Below are 21,226 nucleotides of genomic sequence, written 5' to 3' on the forward strand. Positions count from 1 at the left end.
CACGTGCGAGGGTGGACCCGATGACGACGCGCCCACCGGATCCGTGGTCCGGCCGAGCCCTCGAGCCCCCGGAACGGACTGTGCCGCGCCCGGGCCCGGCCGCGGCCGCCTACCGGGCGGTCTTCGCCCGCGTGCTGGCCAGGAGCGACCCGGAACGGGCCCACCACCTGGCGGCCACCGCGATCGGGCTCGCCGGCCGGCTGGGTCCCGTGCGGACGGCGGTGTCGCTGCTCAGCGGCGCTTCGGCGAATCGGCGGGCACTGCGCGCCGCGGCCGCCGATGGCCTCCGGCGCCGGGCGCCCACGGCGGGCGGCTCCGTACCGCAGCCCGCACCGACGCTGTTCGGCAGAGCCACCGGTGGCCCGCTGGGTCTGGCCGCAGGTTTCGACAAGAACGCCACCATGGTCGCCGGATTGGCGGCCCTCGGGTTCGGGTTCGTCGAGATCGGTACCGTCACCGCACGCCCCCAGCCCGGCAACGAACGTCCGCGCTTGTGGCGCGTTCCCGAGCGGGCCGCCCTGGTGAACCGGATGGGGTTCAACAATGACGGCGCCGCCGTGGTGGCCGAGCGCCTGCACCGGTTGCGTCGCACCGCGGCCGGGCGGCGCGTGGTGCTGGGTGTCAACATCGGCAAATCCAAACTGGCCCCGGCCGCCGAGGCGGTCGCCGACTACGCCTACAGCGCGCGCATGCTCGCCCGCTACGCCGACTACCTGGTGGTGAACGTCTCGTCGCCGAACACCCCGGGCCTGCGGGACCTGCAGCAGATCAGTTCGTTGCGCCCGATCCTGACGGCCGTGCAACAGGCCGCCGATGCCGGTGCGGCCCGCCCGGTACCGGTACTGGTCAAGATCGCCCCGGATCTGGCCGATGACGACGTCGATGCGGTGGCGGACCTGGCCGCCGAACTGGGCCTGGATGGTGTGGTGGCGGTGAACACCACGATTGATCACGACCACGGCCCCGGTGGCATGTCCGGAATACCGGTACGTGCCCGCGGCCTGGAGGTGGTCGCCAGGTTGCGGCGACGATGCGCCCCCGGGCAGGTCATCATCGGCGTCGGCGGAATCAGTTCACCGGCCGACGCGCGCGCCTATCTCGCGGCCGGCGCCGACGCGGTCCAGGCCTACACCGCCTTCATCTACGCCGGCCCCACCTGGGCGGCCTGGATGAACCGGTCGTTGCTGCAGCGCTGAGCCACGCCGTACCCGCTGGGTCACACCGGCATCGAACCGGCCCGGCCAGGCAGCCGCGTCCCCAGCGGCAGCGGTCGGCTCAGACCGGGAACTGGCCGCGCTTGACGACCGGGCGGGGCAGCCGCATGCGCCGCAGGTAGAAGGCGCGGAACACCACGTACATCAGCGGCCCACGGCCGAGTCTGTCCGCGCCGAACTTCGCGCGAGCCTTGTTGCGCACCCGCACCGCCAGGATCACCGCATCGATGATCGCCAGCAGCACGAAGACGTAGGCCACCAGGATCGCGGTGATAATGACCTCGATGAAGGCCGGGAACAGGTTTCCGGCGAGCAGGACCAGGATGATCAGGATCGCCGCCGGCAGGAACAGCTCACCCGGGGACCAGCGGGCATCGACGTAGTCCCGCATGAACCGGCGTGCCGGTCCGCGGTGCTGCGGGGGCATTCTGTCCTCGTCGCCGGAGAGCATCGCCTCCTGCTGTTCACGGCGGGCCCTGGCGAACTTCTCCCGCTGGCTGCGCCGCGCAGCGCCGCGATCGTTGGGGACCAGGGGTCGCCGGTTGGCGGCCTCGGCGTCCTTGCGCTTGGGCGTGGGCCGACCCTTGCGGCCGTCCACCGACGTCGGCGGTTCCGGTTCGCTGGGCTGAGGCTGCGGAGGATTCTTCTGGCGTCCGAACACCCCACCAGGGTAGCCGCTCCGTCACCGGCGCCCGGCCCCGCCCCACAGTCGGCACCGGCACCGCGGTCGGCACCGCCGCACCAGCCGGGCGTGACACCCAACTGCGGTGGTGGGGGACAATGGCAGCGTGCGTGTGCTGATCGCCCCGGACCACTTCGGTGGCACCCTGACCGCTGCCCAGGCCGGGCAGGTCCTGGCCCGCCCCTGGGACGGGGGCGGGCACGAAGTTCTCACGGCCGCGATGAGCGATGGCAGCACCGGCCTTATCGACGCCGTGCAGGCCGCCCGTGGCGGCACGCTCACCCCGATCGAGGTGCGTGGTTCGCTCGGCAGCCCGGTACCGGCCGCTGTGCTGCACGTGGGTGGGGACGGCGGCGGCACCGCCTACATCGACGGTGCGGCCCTCCTGGGGTTCAGCGCTGACGGGAGCAGCCCCGAGGACGCCCGCGCCCGGGCCGTCGAGGGTTCCAGCGCCGGGCTCGCCGACCTCCTGCAGGCAGCCGTGGCCGGTGGCGCCACCCGGGTGGTGATCGGACTGGGTCCCAGCCCCACCCATGACGGCGGCGCCGGCCTGTTGCGCAGGTTGACCGAACTGACCGGCCTCGGAACTGGCACCGACGCGCCTGCCTGGTCTGCACTCGCCGGGTTGCGCGAGCACCTGGCCGGCGTGGATCTGGTCGTGGCTGCGGCGACGGACACCCCGTTGGTGGGGCTGCACGGGGCGGGTGCAGGACTGCAACGGTTCGGCATCAACGCCCTTGAGGCGCAGCAGATCGAGTCCGCCACGTCCGTCTTCGCTCATGACGCCGCCGGCCACGCCCGGGCCCTGACCCCGCTGCGGCCGGTCCTGGCGGGACATGCGCACGTGCTGGAACCGAGCAGTTCGCACACCGGCGCCGGGGGAGGCGCGGCCTTCGCACTGGGACTGCTCGGCGCACGGGTGCTGCCCGGTGCCGCCGTCGTCGGCGAGGAAGTCGGGTTGCGCGATCTGATGTCACGGGCGGACCTGGTCCTGACCGGGACTGCCTCGCTGGACGCCGACGCGATGCATGAAGGAGTCGTGGCCACGGTCGGGTCACTGGCGGCCGAACGCGGGCTACCGGTGGTGGCAGTGGCTCACGAGGTCTACGTCAACCGCCGGGAGATGGCCACCGTCGGGATCAGCGCCGCGTATCCGCTGATCGACCAGCCACTGGTACCCGGGAACCGGCCCGCGGCTGCCCACCCGGCCGATCCGGTGCAGGCCCTGGGCGCTCGTTCGGTGCGGGTGATGCGCAACTGGGCGACCGCCTGAGGTCACCCGCCGCCGAGGCTGCCCACCGCCGTCGGATGCGCCCGGGCCTCAGCGGACGGGTCACCGCCCACGTGCCGAACCGTCCCGCGCACCCGAATCGCGCAGAACCCGGGATCGGAATCTGGGCCAGTGCGGGTTACAGTTGACGCAGAAGTCGCGAGGCGACCGAGCACAACCCCGAGCCGGAGAGACGACGATGAGCCAGACCACCGAAAACGATGTCACCCACGAGGTGCTGCTGACCGACGTTGCAGCGGCCAAGGTCAAGGCCCTGCTGGAGCAGGAGGGTCGGGACGACCTCCGCCTGCGGGTGGCCGTGCAACCCGGTGGTTGTTCCGGGCTGATCTACCAGCTCTACTTCGACGAGCGCCTCCTCGACGGAGACGCCGTGCGCGGCTTCGACGGCGTCGAAGTGATCGTGGACAAGATGAGCGTGCCGTACGTGAGCGGGGCGACCATCGACTTCGCCGACACGATCGAGAAGCAGGGGTTCACCATCGACAACCCCAACGCCGGGGGATCGTGCGCCTGTGGGGACTCCTTCCACTGAGCGCGCAGTGGCGGCGGGGCCTGCGCGGCGCCGCGGCGATAGGTGCTGCGCTGGTGCTTCTGGTCGGCTGCGCCGGCGACCCTGATCCAGGATCGCAGGAGGGTTCCGACGGCGATCCCGGAACGACGCAGACCGACGACGACGCCGGTGCGCCCGGCGATGAGATGCCGCAGGTGTCGGCCGAGTTCGGCTCCTCCGCGGAGATGACGTTCCCCGATTCGGGCGCTCCGGCGGGCCTCCGGGTGGAGGTGCTCGAGGAGGGCGACGGTGAGGTGGTCGCCGAGGAGGCGCCGGTGCTCGCCGACTACGCCGGGCACGTGTGGGGACAGGCCGAGCCATTCGACTCCTCCTTCGAACGGGGTGCCCCGGCCATGTTCGCGCTCAGCTCGGTGGTGCAGGGCTGGTCCCGGGGCATACCCGGCCACCCCGTTGGATCGCGGTTGCTGATCTCGATACCTCCGGAACTCGGCTACGGGGCCTCCGGCAACCCCGACGCCGGGATCGGCGGTGAGGACACCATCGTGTTCGTGGTCGACGTCATCGACACCGCCGGGCCTGATGCCGCCGGGGCCGCCGATGCCACCCCGGTTGCCGAGCCTGAGGACCTGCCGGTGACCATCGAGGGCGAACTCGGCTCGCCGGCCCTGCCGACCGTGCGTGAGGACGCACCGGAGCCGCCGGAGGCGACGGTGCAGGTCATCGCCGAGGGTGACGGTGACGTACTGGCGCCGGGGCACACCGTGGCCCTCGCCTACTCGGTGGTGTCCTGGACGAACGAGGAACGGGACAGCACCTGGCCCGAGCACGAAGGTTCCCAAAACGGTCCGTGGGTCGCCCGGATCGGTCAGGGACAGTGGGCCGACCTGCTCGTTGACGTCCCGGAAGGCTCCCGGGTGCTGATCACGATGCCGCAGGGCGAGGGGGCCCCGGGTGTGGCGATCCTCACCGACATCATTCTGACCCACGGAGCCTGATCCGGCCCCGTTCGGAGCCGATGACACGACGCTCAACCGGGGCCGTGTCAGAACCTGACAGCATGTCACCTCGGATGTGTTCTCGCAGGTGGGGATGGGGCGAGTTGGCGTGCTCGCATCCCGGCGGAGGGGCTAGGCTTGGGGCAGTTCATCCATGAGATCGGAAGGCGTCCGCATCGTGTCCGTCCCTCCTGTACGGAGATCACCGTCACGCAGAGCCAGGCCAGTGGTACTGGGCTTGATCGGCCTGCTCGTTCTGGCAGGCTGCTCGACCGAACAGGTCCAGCGTGGCTGGCTGCCCGGCCCTGAAGGTATGACCGAACACACCGACACCTTGGTGCAGTTCTGGGTGGACACCTGGATCGCGGCCCTCCTGGTGGGTGTGCTGGTCTGGGGGCTGCTGATCTGGTGCGTCATCGTGTACCGCAAGCGCAAGCACGACAACACCCTGCCGGTGCAGTTGCGCTACCACCTGCCGCTGGAGTTGCTCTACACCTTCGTCCCGCTGGTGATGGTGGGCGTGCTGTTCTACTACACGGCCGCTATCCAGGACGAGCAGACCGACGTGACCGGTGAGTACGACCTGCAGATCGAAGCGATCGGACGGCAATGGGCGTTCGACTTCAACTACGTCGACGAGGACGTCTGGGACACCGGGGACCCGTGGGACAACGACTTCACCCCCGAAGAGGTGGTGACCAGCGCTCCGGAGGAGGTGCCGACCCTGGTGCTTCCGGTGGACCAGACCGTGGAGTTCGTGGTGCTCTCGCGCGATGTCGCGCACTCCTTCTGGGTGCCGGCCTTCCTGTACAAACTCGACATGATCCCGGGCGAGCGCAACGTCTTCCACATCACCCCCGGGGTGGAGGGCACCTATATCGGCAAGTGCGCCGAACTGTGCGGTGAGTTCCACGCGAACATGCTCTTCAACGTCGAGGTCGTCTCCGAAGCGGAGTTCGAGGAGCACATCGCCGCGCTGCGTGAGGCCGGGCAGACCGGTCAATTGGATTCCAGCCTGGACCGGATCTCGATTCCGTCCGGTCAGCGGACCCCTGGCCAGGGAGAGGATGACTGATGGCTATCGACGAACGTGACACCAGCACCGGGCATGCCGTCGACGCGGTGCCGGGACTCACTCCGGACCGTCAGAGCCTGGGCACCTCGGTGGTCAAGTGGATCACCACCACCGACCACAAGGTCATCGGCAACCTGTACATGGTGACCTCCTTCATCTTCTTCGCCTTCGGGGGCCTGCTGGCCCTGGTGATCCGGGCCGAACTGTTCGCGCCGGGCATCCAGGTGGTCACCAGTGCCGAGCAGTTCAACCAGTACTTCACCATGCACGGCACGATCATGCTGCTGCTGTTCGCGACACCCCTGTTCGCCGGGTTCGCCAACGCCATCATGCCGTTGCAGATCGGCGCCCCGGACGTGGCGTTCCCGCGGCTGAACATGTTCTCCTACTGGTTGTTCACCTTCGGTGGACTGATCGCCGTGTCCGGGTTCCTCACCCCACGTGGTGCGGCCAGTTTCGGTTGGTTCGCCTACACGCCGCTGTCGCTGGAGACCTACTCGCCCGGACTCGGGTCGGACCTGTGGGTCACCGGGCTGATCATGACCGGATTCGGCACCATCTTCGGTGCAGTCAACTTCATCGCCACCATCCTGTGCATGCGGGCGCCGGGGATGACGATGTTCCGGATGCCGATCTTCACCTGGAACGTGCTGCTCACCTCGATCCTGGTGCTGATGGCCTTCCCGCTGCTCGCGGCTGCGCTGTTCGGGCTGGCCTCGGACCGGATCCTCGGGTCACAGGTCTTCGCCGCCGAGAACGGCGGTGCACTGCTGTGGCAGCACATGTTCTGGTTCTTCGGCCACCCGGAGGTCTACATCATCGCGCTGCCCTTCTTCGGCATCGTCTCCGAGGTGCTGCCGGTGTTCTCCCGGAAGCCGATCTTCGGCTACAAGGGCCTGGTCTTCGCCACCTTCGCCATCGCGGGGCTGTCGGTGACGGTGTGGGCGCACCACATGTACTCCACCGGGCAGGTGCTCCTCCCGTTCTTCGCGGTGATGACGATGCTGATCGCGGTTCCGACAGGCGTGAAGTTCTTCAATTGGATCGGCACGCTGTGGCGCGGGAAACTGACGTTCGAGACGCCGATGCTCTGGTCGCTCGGCTTCCTGGCCACCTTCCTGTTCGGTGGGCTCACCGGCGTGATCCTGGCCAGCCCGCCGCTGGACTTCTTCCTCACCGACACCTACTTCGTGGTGGCGCACTTCCACTACGTGGTGTTCGGCACCGTGGTGTTCGCGATGTTCGCGGGCTTCTACTTCTGGTGGCCCAAGTTCACCGGGAAGATGCTGGACGAACGCCTCGGCAAGGTCCACTTCTGGCTGCTCTTCTTCGGATTCCACGGCACCTTCCTGATCCAGCACTGGCTCGGTGTGATGGGCATGCAGCGGCGGATCCCGGACTACCTGCCTGAGGCCGACTTCGTGTGGATGAACCAGTTGTCGACGATCTCGGCCGTGGTGCTGGCGCTGTCGACGCTGCCGTTCCTCTACAACGTCTACAAGACCTGGCGCAAGCACCCGAAGGTCACCCTCGATGACCCGTGGGGCCACGGCGCCTCGCTCGAATGGGCCACGTCGAGCCCGCCACCACGGCACAACTTCGTGACGCTGCCGCGAATCCGCTCCGAGCGTCCTGCGTTCGACCTGCACCACCCGGAGGTTGCCGCGATGGACCACATCGAACCGGACCCGAATGTGCTGGAGAAGATCTACGGTGACGCCGAGAGTTCGGCGGAGACCTCCGTGAAGAGAGGGGACGCCCGATGACCGATACCCACACCGGGGACGCGGCCGGCTCCACCGTGAACCGGCCCAACACCCGCCGCCCGATGGGCGTGGAGATGTGGTCGTTCATTGCGCTGGCGGTCTTCTTCCTTCCCGTGTCCGTCGTCTACGGCCTCTGGTCGGACTGGGAGCCCGTCGGCACCACCGCCCTGGCCCTGCTGATGGGCATGTGGGGGATGGTGGGGTTCTTCCTGGTGCTGCAGAGCCGCAAGATCGATGCGCGGCCCGAGGACAATCCCAGCGCCACGATCGAGGACAACCCGGCCGGCGACTACGGTCATTTCGCGCCCTACAGCTGGTGGCCGTTCGTGCTCGGTATCGCCGTCTCGCTGGTCTTCCTCGGCCTGGCGGCCGGCTGGTGGGTCTTCGGCCTCGGGGTGGCCGTCGCCGTCGTGGGCCTCATCGGCCACGTATTCGAGTTCAGCCGCGGCCCGCACGCGCACTGATCACCGGCAGGCGGTAGGTCGCCGCCCCCGCTGCCGGTACGTGGCACCGACGGCACCTTACGACGACAATAGGCATCTACGACGAGGCCGCAGACCCCGCCTCCGGGGCAGGGTCTGCGGCCTCGTCGTGTGCGCGCTCGTGTCTGGCTCGCGCGTCGTGCCGTCCGGCCCGGGTCAGCCAGTCAGGCCGGCGCTGTTGGCCTTGGCGCGTTCGAGGCGAGCGGCCACATCCTGCCAGTTCACGATGTTCCAGAACGCCTTGACGTAGTCCGCCTTGACGTTGAGGTAGTCCAGGTAGAAGGCGTGCTCCCACATGTCGAGTTGGAGCAGGGGAGTGATTCCCACGGGGATGTTGCCCTGTTGGTCGAAGAGCTGGAAGATCAGGGCGCGCTGGCCCAGGTCGTCCCAGCCCAGGATGGACCAGCCCGAGCCCTGGATGCCGGTGGCGTTGGCGGTGAAGTGGTCCTTGAACCCGGAGAAGGAGCCGAACTGATCCTTGATGAACTCGCCCAGCTCGCCTTCGGGCTCGCCACCGCCGTCGGGGGAGAGGTTGTTCCAGAACACGGTGTGGTTGATGTGGCCACCGAGGTTGAATGCCAGGTTCTTCTCCAGCATGTTGACCGTGGCCAGGTCACCGGACTCACGCGCCTCGGCCATCTTCTCCAGCGCGGTGTTGGCGCCGGATACGTAGGTCGCATGGTGCTTGCTGTGGTGCAACTCCATGATCTTGCCGGAGATGTGCGGCTCGAGCGCTGCGTAGTCGTAGGGAAGGTCTGGGAGCGTGTACTGCGCCATGAATTACCTCCTGGTGGTGGTCGGTGCGGCCCTTCCGCACCGATTGGTGGCGACTGCGGATCACCCGCCGAGTGCGGGTTCCGCGGCCCTTCCTCCACCGTATCGCCTGAGCCTGCCGTGTGCTCGAGCAGGAACAGGGTCCACGATGGGACTTCGAAGCCGCGGCCCGGTGCGCGGGTAGTGCGCGCCGGCCGCGGGCTCGCGAAGGGTGGTTGAGCGTGCTTCAGCCGTGCGTGCTGGACCCGGGAGGGCCGGAACTGGTGATGCCACTGCCGACGCTTTCTTCGTCCCGCTCGTGCCCGGCGCGCTCGGCTGCTTCAATGCCCTGCTCCGTGGCGATCTCCTCGGCGTCCACAGCCGCGTGGTGGTCGTGGTGGCGGTTTGCCGCAGCGAGTTCGGCGGGCGTGACCGGCTCCACCCGGTCCTCGTAGAAGAACCGGGAAATCCGCTGGCGCAGCCGGTCCTTGTGGTAGCCCGGGCGGCGTACTCCGGCGGAGTCCTCCGGCGGGTCGATCTCCAACGGCCGGCCCGGCTCGTGGCCCACCAGGATCCAGCGCTCGTGCTCGTCGAGGGGCCTGTGCACCTCGATGTACTCACCGGAGGCGAACCGGACGATCTGCCCGGTCTCGTGACCGTGCAGCACCAGGTTGCGGTCGTTGCGCTGCAGCGCGAGGCAGATGCGTTTGGTGATGATGAAGGCGAGCACCGGGGCGACGAAGAACGCCACTCGGAGCACATGGGTGATCGTGTTCAGACTGAGGTCGAAGTGCGTCGCGATCAGGTCGTTGGCGCCGGCGAAGTTCAACACCATGAAGGCGGTGATGAAGGCGACCCCGAGACCGGTTCGCACCGGGACGTTGCGGGGCCGGTCCAGCACGTGGTGTTCGCTGTCGTCCTTGGTGACGGACCGTTCGATGAACGGGTACAGCGCGAAGAACGTGAACAGCAGACCAGGAATGATGGCCCCTGGTATCAGGATGTTCAGCGGGATGAGGTATCCGAAGACAGAGATCTCCCAGACCCCGGGCATCAGGCGCAGCGCGCCTTCGAGGAAGAGCATGTACCAGTCGGGTTGAGCGCCCGCATTGACCAGAGAGGGATCATACGGGCCGTAGTTCCAGACCGCGTTGATGCCCATCGTGGCGCCCATGAGCGACAGGAACCCGAAGACGATGAAGAAGAAGCCACCCGCCTTGGCCATGTAGACCGGGAAGAGCGGGTAGCCGACCACGTTCTTGTTCGTGCGGCCCGGACCGGGGTACTGGGTGTGCTTGTGCCAGAACACCAGGAACAGGTGCACCGAGACGAGCGCGAGGATGAGCGCTGGGATCAGGAGTACGTGGAAGGTGAACATGCGCGGGATGATGTCCACACCCGGGAACTCCCCGCCGAAGATCATCATCGAGAGGTAGGCACCCAGAACGGGAATACTGCGCGCCACGCCCTCGAGAATGCGCAGCCCGTTGCCGGAGAGCACGTCGTCGGGCAGGGAGTATCCGGTGAGGCCGGCCAGCAACCCGACGATCAGCAGCGTGAACCCGATCAGGTAGTTCAGTTCACGCGGCTTCCGGAACGCGCCGGTGAAGAACACCCGCAGCATGTGCACCACGATCGCCGCCATGAACAGCAGCGCCGCCCAGTGGTGGATCTGGCGCATCAACAGGCCGCCGCGGACGTGGAAGGACATGTATGTCGTGGAGGCCATTGCCTCGGACATGTACACGCCCTGCATGGTCTCCGGGAGCGCGTCCTCGGGGTAGTACACGTGCGCCATGGAGGGCACGAAGTGCATGGTGAGGAAGACGCCGGAGATGATCAGCACGATGAAGCTGTACAGCGCGATCTCGCCGAGCAGGAAGGACCAGTGATCGGGGAAGATCTTGCGCAGCAGGCCCTTACCGATCTTCGCCGCGCCGACCCGGCTGTCCAGCAGGTCTCCGGCGGCAGCGGCGCGCGAGGGCTTCTTCGGCACACCGGTGGGGGCGGTGGTGGTGCTCATACTCGGTCACGCTCCCAGAAACTCGGGCCGATCGGCTCGGGGAAATCATCGGCCGCGTACAGATAACCCTCGTCGTCGACGGCGATCGGCAACTGTGGGAGCGGCCGGGTCGCCGGTCCGAACACGACCTTGGCCTGGTCGGTGATGTCGAACGTTGACTGATGGCACGGGCACAGCACGTGGTGGGTCTGCCGCTCGTACAACGCCACCGGGCAACCCACGTGCGTGCAGATCTTGGAGTAGGCCACGATGCCCTCGTAGGACCAGTCCTGACGATCCTCGGGTTCGGTGAGTTCGCGCGGGTCCACGCGCACCAGGATCGCCACGGCCTTGGCCTTCTCGTCCAAGTAGTGCTCGTAGTTCTCGGTGAGTTCGTACGGCATCACGTGCACGATCGAGCCCTCGGTGATGTCTGCGGCGCGGATTCGGCCGCCACCGGGGTCGTGGGCCAGGTAGACGAACTCGGTCCCGCCGGCGTCGTTCGTGCGGGGAGCCCACGCGGTACGGCGGAACCGGTCGATGTTCCAGTCACCCCCCAGACCACCGATGAAGGGGACCAGGAAGGTCAGCGGGGCCAACAGCACCGCCCCGGCCAGGGTGCCCTTCAACAGGGGCCGGCGGGCGATGTTGGACTCCCGGGCACCGTCGCGCAGCATGCCGGCGATGGTCGCGCGGGTCTCCTCGTCGCTGCGCTGCTCCTCGCGGGGCTCACTCTGCTCCACGTCCGACATCAGCGACTTGGCCCAGTGGATCGCACCGACGCCGATGCCGAGCATGCCGACACCCAGACCGAGGCCCAGGCTCAGGTTCGACAGGCGGATGCCGCCCAGGGACACGCCCTCGTCCACGGGGAAGGCGTAGAACCCGACGACGCCGCCGATGGTGGCCAGGATCGAGATCCCGAAGATCAGGACCACCTGCCACTCGGACCGCTTCGCCGCGACCGGGTCCTCATCGCCCAGGCGTGGGCGGTGCGGCTCGATCCCGGGGTTCTCGAACCTCTCCGGCATGGTGCCGTGATCAGCCGGGACGACCTCGGCGCGCGACTGCTTTTGCTCGATGCTCATGAGGACCGTGCTCCGATCCAGATAGCGAAGCCGATGAGGCCTCCGATCCCGACCACGAAGACCCAGACACCCTCGGGCACCGTGCCGAGCGATCCCAGGGTCAGGCCCCCGGGATTGGGCTCACGCTGGGCGTACAGGTAGGCGATGATGTCACGCTTCTCCTCCGGCGTCAGGGTGGCGTCGTTGAAGACCGGCATCGACTGGGGACCGGTCAGCATCGCCTCGTAGATCTCCACGCCGGTGGACTCCCACAGCGCCGGGGCGTACTTGCCCTCGGTGAGGGCTCCACCGGCGCCGACGGCGTTGTGACACATGGCGCAGTTGGTGCGGAACAGCAGCATGCCGTTGGGGGCGTCACCGAGTTCGGGGTCGACCTGGCTGGGGCTGGGGATCGCCGGGCCCGGGCCCATGGCGGCGATGTAGGCCGCCACGTCGAATGCCTGCTGCTCGGTCAACTGTGGGGGCTTGGCCTCCGCCTGCGGGGTATTGGCCGCCATCGGCATCCGGCCGGTGACGATCTGGAAGTGCACTGATGCCGCACCCACGCCGATCAGCGAGGGGACTTCGTCACTTCCCTCGGCGTCCATGCCGTGGCAGGTGGCGCAGTTGGTGATGAAGATCCGTTCCCCGTTGGCTGCGTCGGCGTTGATCTCCTCCTCTGCTTCGGCTGCCTGTGGAGCGAAGACGGTGAACAGACCGCCCATGACCACGAGCGCAAGCATCATGAGGACAACGGGAGCCGCCCGGTGCCTTCTCTTCGCCGCGAGTGCCTTCACGATGTGTGATTCCTTCGACGTATTTCTAGTGCCAGATGGGGTGTTGCTACCTGATGAAGTAAATGGTGATGAACAGGGCGATCCAGACGACGTCGACGAAGTGCCAGTAGTACGACACCGCGTGCATGGCCGTCTCCTCGGCCTGGGTGAAGCGCTTGACGGCGTAGGAGCGACCCAGCACGAACAAGAAGGCCACCAGCCCGCCGAGCACGTGCAGTCCGTGGAAGCCGGTGGCGATGAAGAAGACCGAACCGAAACTGGAGTTGGCCATGGTCAGCCCGTGGTCGACGAGCGTGGCGTACTCCAGGATCTGCCCGGCGATGAACGCGGCGCCCAGGACGTAGGTGATGATCAACCACTCGTTCATGCCCCACTTGGTGAGCTGCCAGATCTTCCCGGTCCGCGTGCGGCGATGTTCCGCGGCAGCCCAGACGCCGAACTGGCAGGTGAACGAGGACGACACCAGGATGATCGTGATCGTCAGCGCGTAGGGGACGTCCAGGAAGCCGGTGCCCTCGGCCCACATCTCGGGGCCCGCGACGGACCTGTGCGTGAAGTACATCGCGAACAGGCCGGCGAAGAACATCAACTCGCTGGCAAGCCAGACGATGACACCGATGACGACGACATTGGGACGCTTCACGCTCACATGCGTGGTGGAGGAAGCGGTAGTTGCAGACGACACCCTGTCATTATGGCCGAGCCGGGAGCTGCGTGGCGACACACACGCCCCCGAATTGGGACTTTACGCATGACTGCGCGCGAAATCCGCCCGTGCGGTGCCTGACCTGCGGGAACGTCGTGACGAAGGGCCCGGTAACCGTCACCATCTGCTGGTCCGGCGGGCCGTCCCCGTGGGCCGCGCACCGGGACCCGACGCACTACGATGTGGGGTGACCACGGGCCGCTGTTCGGCTCACCGACCACGGGAGGATCTCGATGACCGTCGTTGCACAGGACAGCCAGCGGAGCGGTCCGCAGCCGCGGGCCCAGATCCTGCTCTACAGCGACAACTACACCACCCGCGGCAAGGTGCGGACCGCGATCGGGCGCCGGGCCTCGGTCGACACACCGCTGATCGAGTGGACCGAGGTGGCCACCCACGAGGCTGCCCAGGAGTACGTGCACAACCGCCACTTCGACCTGCTCGTGCTGGACGGCGAGACGCCCAAACACGGTGGGATGGGGCTGTGCCGCACCCTCAAGTCCGAGGTGTACAACTGCCCCCCGGTGCTGTTGCTGATCGCCCGGGCGCAGGACGCCTGGTTGGCCTCGTGGTCCGAAGCCGAGGGCGTGGTCGGATACCCCCTGGACCCGTTCGTGGTGCAGGAGGCGGTGGCCGACCTGCTGCGCGAGCACGCCACCGCCACCCAGGGCTGACCGGCCCGGCGGTCCAGGCGATGGCAGCCTTTACTTTCCCTGCGCTGATCTCCCGGCTCATCAGCGGCGAGGACCTCTCGCTGGCCGAAGCCGAGTGGGCGATGGATGAGGTGATGGGGGGCAACGCCACTGCGGTGCAGTTGGCGGCGTTCTTGGTGGCCTTGCGCGCCAAGGGGGAGTCGGTCTCGGAGATCCGGGGGCTCGCCGCCTCGATGCTGCGGCACGCGGTGACGATCGAGGTGCCCGGGCCATGCGTGGATGTGGTGGGCACCGGTGGGGACCGGCACCACAGCGTGAACATCTCCACCATGGCCGCCCTGGTGGTCGCCGGCGCCGGTGCCCTGGTGGTCAAGCACGGCAACCGGGCGGCCACGTCCTCATCGGGATCGGCCGACGTCCTCGAGGCACTCGGGGTGCGCCTGGACCTGCCGCCGCGCCGGGTGGCCGAGATCGCCGGCGAGGCCGGCATCACCTTCCTGTTCGCCCAGGTGTTCCATCCCGCCTTCCGGCATGCCGCTCCGGCCCGCCGGGAGTTGGGGCTGCCCACGGCCTTCAACGTGCTGGGCCCGCTGACCAACCCGGCCCGCCCGGAGGCCTCCGCGATCGGCGTCGGGCACAAGGAACTGGCTCCGGTCATCGCCGGGGTGCTGGCCGAGCGCGGCGACCGGGCCCTGGTGTTCCGTAGCGAGGACGGCCTGGACGAACTCTCGCCCACGGCACCGGCGGTGATCTGGCAGGCCCGGGATGGCGCGGTGACCGAACACCGACTGGACCCGGTGACAGACCTCGGTCTGGCCCCGGCCACTCTGGCGGATCTGCGCGGTGCGGACGCGGCGTACAACGCCCAGGTTGCCCGCGACCTGCTGCACGGCAAGCGCGGGGCGGTGCGCGACGCCGTCGTCCTCAACGCCGCTGCCACCCTGGTGGCCGCGGCCCAGATGCCGGGCACCGCCACCGGAGACCTCACCGATCGGCTGCGTGCCGGGATGGCCCTTGCTGAGAAGTCGATCGACCAGGCCGCCGCGGCCGGCGTCCTGGAGCGTTGGGTGCGGGCCTCCAACGCCTGACCCACGACCTGATCCACCCGTGGCGTGCCAGGGGGGTCCGGCTCAGTCCTGCATGCCCAGGGAGAAGGCCGATTCCAGGTCGTGGCGGGAGTAGGTCTGGAACGCGATGTAGGTCTGCGTGCGTCGCACGCCCGCGACCTTGCTGATCCGGTCCGCGATGACGCCGGCGAGTTCCTCGTGCCGGCGCACGCGCACCACCGCGATCAGATCGATGTCCCCGGTGACGGAATAGACCTCGGAGACGCCTTCGATCTCCGCGACCTCGGCGGCGGCCTCGGGGATCCGGTCGGCTTCGGTGTCGATCATCACGATCGAGGTCAGCATGTTTCCTCCAGAGCGGTGCGGGGTGGCGAGGGTAGGTCCATCATGCCTGCTTCGATCCCGGACCGGGATGCCGGATCCGCCACGCCGACGCCCAGGGAGCGGTGCTCGGTTTCGCGTGGATCGCGGAAGGCCGCCGCGCCCAGGTCCTGCAGATAGGCCGAGGCACCGGCCACGGGCATCGACCACCCTCCGGGCCGGTGGTGGGCATCCAGCCAGTCCACCAGTCGCACTCCGTCCTGGGCCAGCCACGCGGCGAGCAGTTCGGTCTCCTCGGCGCTGGCCGCACCCCCGAGATCCTCCGGGACGGGCACCGCGGCACCGGTGGCGCGCAACGCCTCGATCAGGGGCCGGGGGTCCTCGCCCGGCCGGCTGCGAGCTGATCCGACCATCCGTCCGTACCGGACCACCAGGACCTCCCACCCCGACCCCGGTCCGCCCGGGCGCCGGGCGGCCACGATCTCGGCGGCGCGTTGCAGGGGTGCCAGCCGCTCGGTACGGGCGGCCCCGCGCAGGAACGCGGACAGACGGTCCCGCACCTGTGCGGCTTCTTCGTAGCGCTGCTGGTGGGCCAGGGCGCTGATGGTGCGGTGCGCGCCGGCCACCACCACACTCACGCTGCCACCGAGCACCTGCCGGGCAGTCTCGGTGATCGCCTCATAGCCGGTGTCGATCTCGGCGCAGGGGGCCACGCACCGGCCCAGCTCGGCCTGCACGCACGCACTCGCCCCGGCCGGGGGCGTCACCGGCAGTCTCAGCGTGCAGGTGCGTAGCGGCACCGCCGCCACGATCGCCTCCTGTGCCTGGCGGGCCGCCGAGTGGGAGGGGAACGGCCCGATCGCCGGACCGGCCGTGGGGGCGGCGCGCACGATCGACAGGCGTGGATGAGCCTCGCTGGTCAGCCGGAGCCAGGGCTGGCGCTCAGGCGCGCGGGATCGACGGTTGTAGGGCGGTTTGTGCTCGGCGATCAGTCGCAGTTCCCGCACCGAGGCCTCCAGGGCCGTGGCGCACTCGATCACGTCCACCTCCACCGCGAGGTCGACCATCTCCCCGATCCGGGCGCGCTTCTCCGCAGCGGTGAAGTAGGTGCGGACCCGGCGGCGCAGGCTGGTCGCGGTGCCGATGTAGAGCACCTGTCGGTTCGGTCCGATGAACTGGTACACCCCCGGACCGGTGGGTAGGTCCTGGGCGAGGTGGGCCTTTCGCCGTCGCGCCGGAGGCACCGGGTCGGCTGCGGTGGCCAGATCCTCCAGGTGTGTCACGCCCAGGGAGGCCATCCGGCCCAGGAGCGCGTGCAGCACGTCGACCGTGGCCCGGGCGTCGTCCAGGGCCCGGTGCGTCGGCTCCGTCGCGGCGCCGAAGAGTCCGGCGAGTGTGGCGAGCTTGTGGTTGGGCGCCTCCTCCTTGGTCACCACCCGGCGGGCGAGCCGGACGGTATCGACCACCTGCGGAGCGGGCCAGACCAGATCCATCGACCGGGTGGCGGCCTTGAGGAAGCCCACGTCGAATCCGGCGTTGTGGGCCACCAGGACCGCGCCGTGCGCGAACTCCAGGAACGCGGGCAGCACCTGGGTGACCGGTGGGGCCGTGATCACCATCGCGGTGGTGATGCCGGTCAGCACGGTGATCACCGGGGGGATCGGGACGCCCGGGTTGATCAGGGACTGGAACTCGCCGAGCACGCGCCCCCCGCGGACCTTCACCGCACCGATCTCGGTGATGGCCGACGACGACGGCGATCCGCCGGTGGTCTCCAGGTCCACCACCACGAAGGTCACCTCGTGCAAGGGCACACCCAGGTCGGCGAAACTGGGCTGCACCGGCGCACCGTGGGTCGGTGCAGCCAGCAAGCGGCGTCCCGGGATCGCGTGGTGCGACAGGTTCTCGGCCATCACCGCCCAGGCTAGGCCGCAGCACCGACAGCGCCCGGTTGCGACACCTAGCCGGGCGTGGTCCCGGCAGGCAGGTCACCGGGCGCCGCTGAACGGCCGGGCCAGGCAGCCGCCCAGCCCGGCCGGGACTCACATGGCTTCGCGCTCGGCGCGGGCCTTGGCGTAGAGGTCCTCGACCTCGGCGGCGTAGTCGTTGAGGACGGCGGCGCGCTTGACCTTCATCGACGGCGTGAGGTACTCGTTCTCCACCGTGAAGTCATCGGTGAGGATCTCGAACCGGCGGATCGACTCGGCCCTGGAGACCTTCGCATTGGTGCCATCGACGGCCCGCTGCAACGCCTCGCGCACCTTGGGGTGCTGCGCCGCCGCGGTGACGTCCATCTCCGGCAAGTCGTTGTTGGCCAACCAGGTGGGCAGCATCTCCGCGTCCAGGGTGATCAGCGCGGCCACGAACGGCTTCTGGTCTCCGACCACCACGCACTGGCTGATCAGCGGGTGCGCCCGCAGGGAGTCCTCCAACTGCGATGGCACCACGTTCTTACCGCTGGCGGTGACGATGATCTCCTTCTTGCGTCCGGTGATCGTCAGGTAGCCCTCGGAGTCCAGAGCACCCAGGTCTCCGGTGTGGAACCAGCCGTCACTGATCGCCTCGGCGTTGGCCTCGTCGTTGTTGTGGTAGCCCACGAAGTTGGCGATGCCCTTGGTCAGGATCTCGCCATCCTCGGCGATCCGCAGACTCACGCCGGGAAGTGCTTTGCCGACGGTGCCGATCTTGGTGCGCTCGGGCAGGCCCACCGACACCGGGGCAGTGGTCTCGGTAAGCCCATAGCCCTCCAGAACCGTCAGGCCCACGCCGCGGAAGAAGTGCGCCAGTCGCGGACCCAACGGGGCCCCACCGGAGATCGCGTACTCGGCCTGGCCCCCCAGCGCGTCCTGGATCTTGTGCAGTACGAGTTTGTGCGCGACCTTGTGCTTCATCCGCACGCCGAAGGGGACCTTCCCGGTGTCCAGGGCCTCGGAGTAGGCCTGGGCGGCACCGGCTGCCCAGCGGAAGATCTTCTCCTTGCCACCGGCGGCGGCTTTCTGCTCGGACGCGTTGTAGACCTTCTCGAACACCCGGGGCACCGAGAGGATGAACGTGGGCCGGAATCCGGCGATGTCACGCATCAGCTGGGTGGTGTCGGCGGTGTGCCCGGCGGGTGCTCCGGCAGCGATGCACAGCACCTCCACGAACCGGGCGAACACGTGCGCCAGCGGCATGAACAGCAGCGTGCGGGCGCCATCGGCCAGGATCTTCTCACCCAGGGCGGCGATTCCGTTGCGGCTCAGTTCCACGAAGTTGCCGTGGGTGAGCTCGGCACCCTTGGGCCGGCCGGTGGTGCCGGAGGTGTAGATGATGGTGGCCAGGTCGGAGGTGCGCAGTGCGTCGTAGCGGGCGCGCAGATCCTCATCCGAGACGTCCTTGCCGGCCTCGGCCAGGGCGTCCAGACCGCCGTCGGTCATCGTCCACACGTGCTCGACGGCGGCGGCCTCCTTGCGGGCCTCCTCCACGACGCCGCGGTGGTCGGCGTGCTCGACGATCACGGCCTTGACGGCGGCGTCACTGAGGATCCAGGCGGTCTGATCGGCCGAGGAGGTCTCGTAGACCGGTACCGTCACGGCGCCGGCGTACCAGATCGCGAAGTCGGTGATGGTCCAGTCCGCGCTGGTGCGCGACATCAGCGCAACACTGTCACCGGGGTTGATCCCCGAGGCCATCAGTCCCTTGGCGATGGCGCTGACCCGCTCGTGCATTGCGGCGGCGCTGATGGGGGTCCACACGTTGCCGTCGGTGGTGGTCTCCAGCAGGGTGCGGTTGGGCTCCTTCCTCGCCCAGTCCACCAGCAGATCCGGGATCGACATCTCGGCCGGGGTCTCGACGAGCAGGGGAGTGGTGGATTCGTCCATGCTGGCTCCTGTGGCAGTGGCGGGATTGCTGGCACCAGCATACCGGCCCGCATCGACGTGCCGCGCCGGTAACGGCGCGGCGATCACGTCACGATCGGGTCGCCGGTGTCCCCATGGTCACCGGAGTCGACGGGCTCGGCACAGGCTCACACGACCGCGCCGTCGTCGTCATCGTCTCGCCGGTGTACCGGCAGCCGCCACCACAGGGTCAGCAGCCCCGCCATCGTGACCGCCATCGCGGTCAGGTAGGCCGCCGGGGGTGCGCCTGGCCACAGCACCAACATCAGCAGCACCGCGATCGGGCCCCCGACGGCGCCGGCCCAGGGCAGCGTATTGCGCGTCGGAGCACCCAGGACCGGGCCGGGGTCGGGTGCGGTGAAGTCACCGTCGTCGTCCTCGGGGCCGGGGCCGTCGTGATCGCGGGGGCCAAGGGGCGCCGGTGCAGACGCGGCCCACCTCGGAGGTGTGGGCTCCGTCGCCTCCCGGATTCCCGGCGAGTCATCGGTCCCGGGCTCGGTGAACTCGGCCGGCAACCCAGGGTCCAGCGGTCCCAGCCTGGCCGTCAGGTCGGCCCACTGGGCGTCGAGGTCATCCGGTGGATCCGGTGGTCCATCCTCCGTGCCGGCCATGACCGCCACTCTAGTGCGCACTAGAGTGGGCAGCGCCGGTCGCTCTCGGCTCCGTCCTTGTACTTCTCATCCGAAGGAAGGCCACACGCATGTCCACCACTCCCATCCGACGGGTCGCGTTGCTCACCGCTGGCGGCTTTGCGCCGTGCCTGTCCTCGGCGGTGGCCGGGTTGGTCAAGCACTACAGCGACGAGTTGCCGGAGGCGGAGATCATCGCCTACCAGTACGGCTATCACGGCCTGCTGACCGGCACCAAGATCGTCATCGATGACGAGGCCCGCGCCAAGATCGATGTGCTGTACAACTTCGGGGGCAGCCCGATCGGCAACTCACGGGTGAAGCTGACCAACTCCGAGGACCTGGTCAATCGCGGCCTGATCCAGCAAGGCCAGAGTGCGCTGACCGTGGCGGCCGAGCAGTTGCGCACCGATGGGGTGGATGTGCTGCACACCATCGGCGGGGACGACACGAACACCACAGCCGCTGACCTGGCCGCCTACCTGGAGGCGAACGGTCACCACCTGACCGTGGTGGGCCTGCCCAAGACGATCGACAACGACATCATCCCGATCGTCCAGTCCCTCGGTGCCCACACCGCAGCCGAGCAGACCTCGGTGTTCGCCCAGAACATCATCGGCGAACACCGCTCCAACCCGCGGATGCTGATCGTGCACGAGATCATGGGCAGGCACTGTGGTTGGCTCACCGCCGCCGCGGCCGCGCGTTACCGGACCTGGCTGGACGCCCAGGACTGGAACCCGGCGCTGGGCCTGTCCCGGGAGCGCTGGGACGTGCACGCGGTGTTCCTGCCCGAACTCAAGATCGACCTGCCGGCTGAGGCGCAGCGGTTGCGGGGGATCATGGATGAGATCGGCAACGTCAACATCTTCCTGTCCGAAGGCGCCGGAGTGCCGGAGATCGTCGCCGAACTCGAGGCCGCCGGCGAGACGGTGGAGCGCGACCCCTTCGGCCACGTCAAGCTGGACACCATCAACCCCGGGGCGTGGTTCGCCAAGCAGTTCGCCGACCTGATCGGGGCGGAGAAGACCATGGTCCAGAAGTCCGGGTACTTCTCTCGCTCCGCCGCCTCCAATCCCGAGGACCTGGACCTGATCGAGCGGATGACGGCGCTGGCCGTGCAGGCCGCCCAGCGTGGTGAATCCGGTGTGGTCGGGCACGACGAGGAGGCAGACGACGAACTGTCCGTGATCGCCTTCCCGCGCATCGCCGGTGGCAAGGCATTCGATGTCTCCGTCGACTGGTTCGGCGCCGTGCTCAGTGGCATCGGCCAGGAGCTGGTGCCGGCCCGGCCGTCCGAGCACTGAGCGCCGGAGCCCGGCGGCGGTGACCGGGCG

Annotated in this window: 20 protein-coding genes; 10 read left to right on the forward strand and 10 right to left on the reverse strand. The window is 68.6% G+C overall.

Features of this window, described 5'->3' with window-relative positions; all coding sequences use genetic code 11:
- Positions 1-20 precede the first annotated feature (20 nt).
- Entirely contained in the window at positions 21-1,196 is a 1,176-nt protein-coding gene (locus ACPL7H_RS05455; protein WP_424796054.1) for a quinone-dependent dihydroorotate dehydrogenase, read from the forward strand.
- Positions 1,197-1,275: 79 nt separating this feature from the next.
- Here ACPL7H_RS05455 and ACPL7H_RS05460 read toward each other — a convergent pair whose 3' ends face one another.
- Complete coding sequence (locus tag ACPL7H_RS05460) at positions 1,276-1,875, reverse strand: DUF3043 domain-containing protein (RefSeq protein ID WP_424786081.1); 600 nt, start codon at positions 1,873-1,875, stop codon at positions 1,276-1,278.
- A 127-nt stretch (positions 1,876-2,002) separates the two neighbouring features.
- Here ACPL7H_RS05460 and ACPL7H_RS05465 point away from each other — a divergent pair, with 127 nt between their 5' ends.
- The 6 genes from ACPL7H_RS05465 (at position 2,003) to ACPL7H_RS05490 (ending at position 7,998) form a co-directional block, all read left to right on the forward strand.
- Entirely contained in the window at positions 2,003-3,169 is a 1,167-nt protein-coding gene (locus ACPL7H_RS05465; protein ID WP_424796055.1) for a glycerate kinase, read from the forward strand.
- Between the two features lie 196 nt (positions 3,170-3,365).
- On the forward strand, positions 3,366-3,719 hold the full coding sequence (locus ACPL7H_RS05470; protein ID WP_424786079.1) for a HesB/IscA family protein: 354 nt from the start codon (positions 3,366-3,368) through the stop codon (positions 3,717-3,719).
- Positions 3,720-3,772: 53 nt separating this feature from the next.
- Complete coding sequence (locus ACPL7H_RS05475; protein ID WP_424796056.1) at positions 3,773-4,693, forward strand: FKBP-type peptidyl-prolyl cis-trans isomerase; 921 nt, start codon at positions 3,773-3,775, stop codon at positions 4,691-4,693.
- Between the two features lie 313 nt (positions 4,694-5,006).
- Positions 5,007-5,768 (forward strand): cytochrome c oxidase subunit II, encoded by a 762-nt coding sequence (gene coxB / locus ACPL7H_RS05480; RefSeq protein ID WP_424796057.1) that lies wholly within the window; start codon positions 5,007-5,009, stop codon positions 5,766-5,768.
- Positions 5,768-7,534, forward strand: a complete 1,767-nt coding sequence (gene ctaD / locus ACPL7H_RS05485; protein ID WP_424796058.1) for a cytochrome c oxidase subunit I — start codon at positions 5,768-5,770, stop codon at positions 7,532-7,534. Before coxB ends, ctaD begins: the two co-directional genes overlap by 1 nt.
- On the forward strand, positions 7,531-7,998 hold the full coding sequence (locus ACPL7H_RS05490) for a cytochrome c oxidase subunit 4 (protein WP_424796059.1): 468 nt from the start codon (positions 7,531-7,533) through the stop codon (positions 7,996-7,998). Before ctaD ends, ACPL7H_RS05490 begins: the two co-directional genes overlap by 4 nt.
- Positions 7,999-8,172: 174 nt before the next feature.
- On the opposite strand, the gene ACPL7H_RS05495 is transcribed toward ACPL7H_RS05490, so the two are convergent.
- From ACPL7H_RS05495 to ACPL7H_RS05515, 5 genes are all read right to left on the reverse strand, one after another.
- Positions 8,173-8,793 carry a superoxide dismutase gene (locus tag ACPL7H_RS05495; protein ID WP_424796060.1) on the reverse strand — a complete coding sequence of 207 codons (621 nt, stop codon included), beginning with the start codon at positions 8,791-8,793 and terminating at the stop codon, positions 8,173-8,175.
- Between the two features lie 223 nt (positions 8,794-9,016).
- Positions 9,017-10,792 (reverse strand): cytochrome b, encoded by a 1,776-nt coding sequence (locus ACPL7H_RS05500; protein WP_424796061.1) that lies wholly within the window; start codon positions 10,790-10,792, stop codon positions 9,017-9,019.
- Positions 10,789-11,859: a Rieske 2Fe-2S domain-containing protein gene (locus ACPL7H_RS05505; protein ID WP_424796062.1), complete on the reverse strand. Its 1,071-nt coding sequence runs from the start codon at positions 11,857-11,859 to the stop codon at positions 10,789-10,791. Before ACPL7H_RS05505 ends, ACPL7H_RS05500 begins: the two co-directional genes overlap by 4 nt.
- Positions 11,856-12,635, reverse strand: coding sequence for a c-type cytochrome (locus ACPL7H_RS05510; protein WP_424786071.1), 780 nt, complete (start codon positions 12,633-12,635; stop codon positions 11,856-11,858). Before ACPL7H_RS05510 ends, ACPL7H_RS05505 begins: the two co-directional genes overlap by 4 nt.
- 46 nt (positions 12,636-12,681) lie before the next feature.
- A complete protein-coding gene (locus tag ACPL7H_RS05515) occupies positions 12,682-13,320 on the reverse strand; it encodes a cytochrome c oxidase subunit 3 (protein WP_424786070.1) in 639 nt (212 codons plus the stop codon).
- 254 nt (positions 13,321-13,574) lie between these two features.
- Between ACPL7H_RS05515 and ACPL7H_RS05520 the strand changes: the two genes are divergently transcribed.
- Entirely contained in the window at positions 13,575-14,015 is a 441-nt protein-coding gene (locus ACPL7H_RS05520) for a hypothetical protein (RefSeq protein ID WP_424786069.1), read from the forward strand.
- Positions 14,012-15,082 (forward strand): anthranilate phosphoribosyltransferase, encoded by a 1,071-nt coding sequence (trpD, locus tag ACPL7H_RS05525; RefSeq protein WP_424796334.1) that lies wholly within the window; start codon positions 14,012-14,014, stop codon positions 15,080-15,082. Before ACPL7H_RS05520 ends, trpD begins: the two co-directional genes overlap by 4 nt.
- A 42-nt stretch (positions 15,083-15,124) precedes the next feature.
- Here trpD and ACPL7H_RS05530 read toward each other — a convergent pair whose 3' ends face one another.
- From ACPL7H_RS05530 to ACPL7H_RS05545, 4 genes are all read right to left on the reverse strand, one after another.
- On the reverse strand, positions 15,125-15,406 hold the full coding sequence (locus ACPL7H_RS05530; RefSeq protein ID WP_424786068.1) for an Lrp/AsnC ligand binding domain-containing protein: 282 nt from the start codon (positions 15,404-15,406) through the stop codon (positions 15,125-15,127).
- Positions 15,400-17,295, reverse strand: a complete 1,896-nt coding sequence (locus ACPL7H_RS05535) for a DEDD exonuclease domain-containing protein (RefSeq protein WP_424796063.1) — start codon at positions 17,293-17,295, stop codon at positions 15,400-15,402. The genes ACPL7H_RS05530 and ACPL7H_RS05535 overlap by 7 nt, the downstream gene beginning before the upstream one ends.
- Before the next feature lie 129 nt (positions 17,296-17,424).
- On the reverse strand, positions 17,425-19,242 hold the full coding sequence (locus tag ACPL7H_RS05540) for an AMP-dependent synthetase/ligase (RefSeq protein WP_424786066.1): 1,818 nt from the start codon (positions 19,240-19,242) through the stop codon (positions 17,425-17,427).
- 146 nt (positions 19,243-19,388) lie between these two features.
- Entirely contained in the window at positions 19,389-19,871 is a 483-nt protein-coding gene (locus tag ACPL7H_RS05545) for a hypothetical protein (RefSeq protein ID WP_424796064.1), read from the reverse strand.
- An 89-nt stretch (positions 19,872-19,960) separates the two neighbouring features.
- On the opposite strand from ACPL7H_RS05545, the gene ACPL7H_RS05550 reads away from it, so the two are divergent.
- Positions 19,961-21,196: a pyrophosphate--fructose-6-phosphate 1-phosphotransferase gene (locus ACPL7H_RS05550; protein WP_424796065.1), complete on the forward strand. Its 1,236-nt coding sequence runs from the start codon at positions 19,961-19,963 to the stop codon at positions 21,194-21,196.
- Positions 21,197-21,226: the final 30 nt, after the last annotated feature.

Origin of the sequence: Pseudactinotalea sp. Z1732, assembly GCF_049724975.1 — a bacterium.
Classification (GTDB): Bacteria; Actinomycetota; Actinomycetes; order Actinomycetales; family Beutenbergiaceae; genus CALKWS01.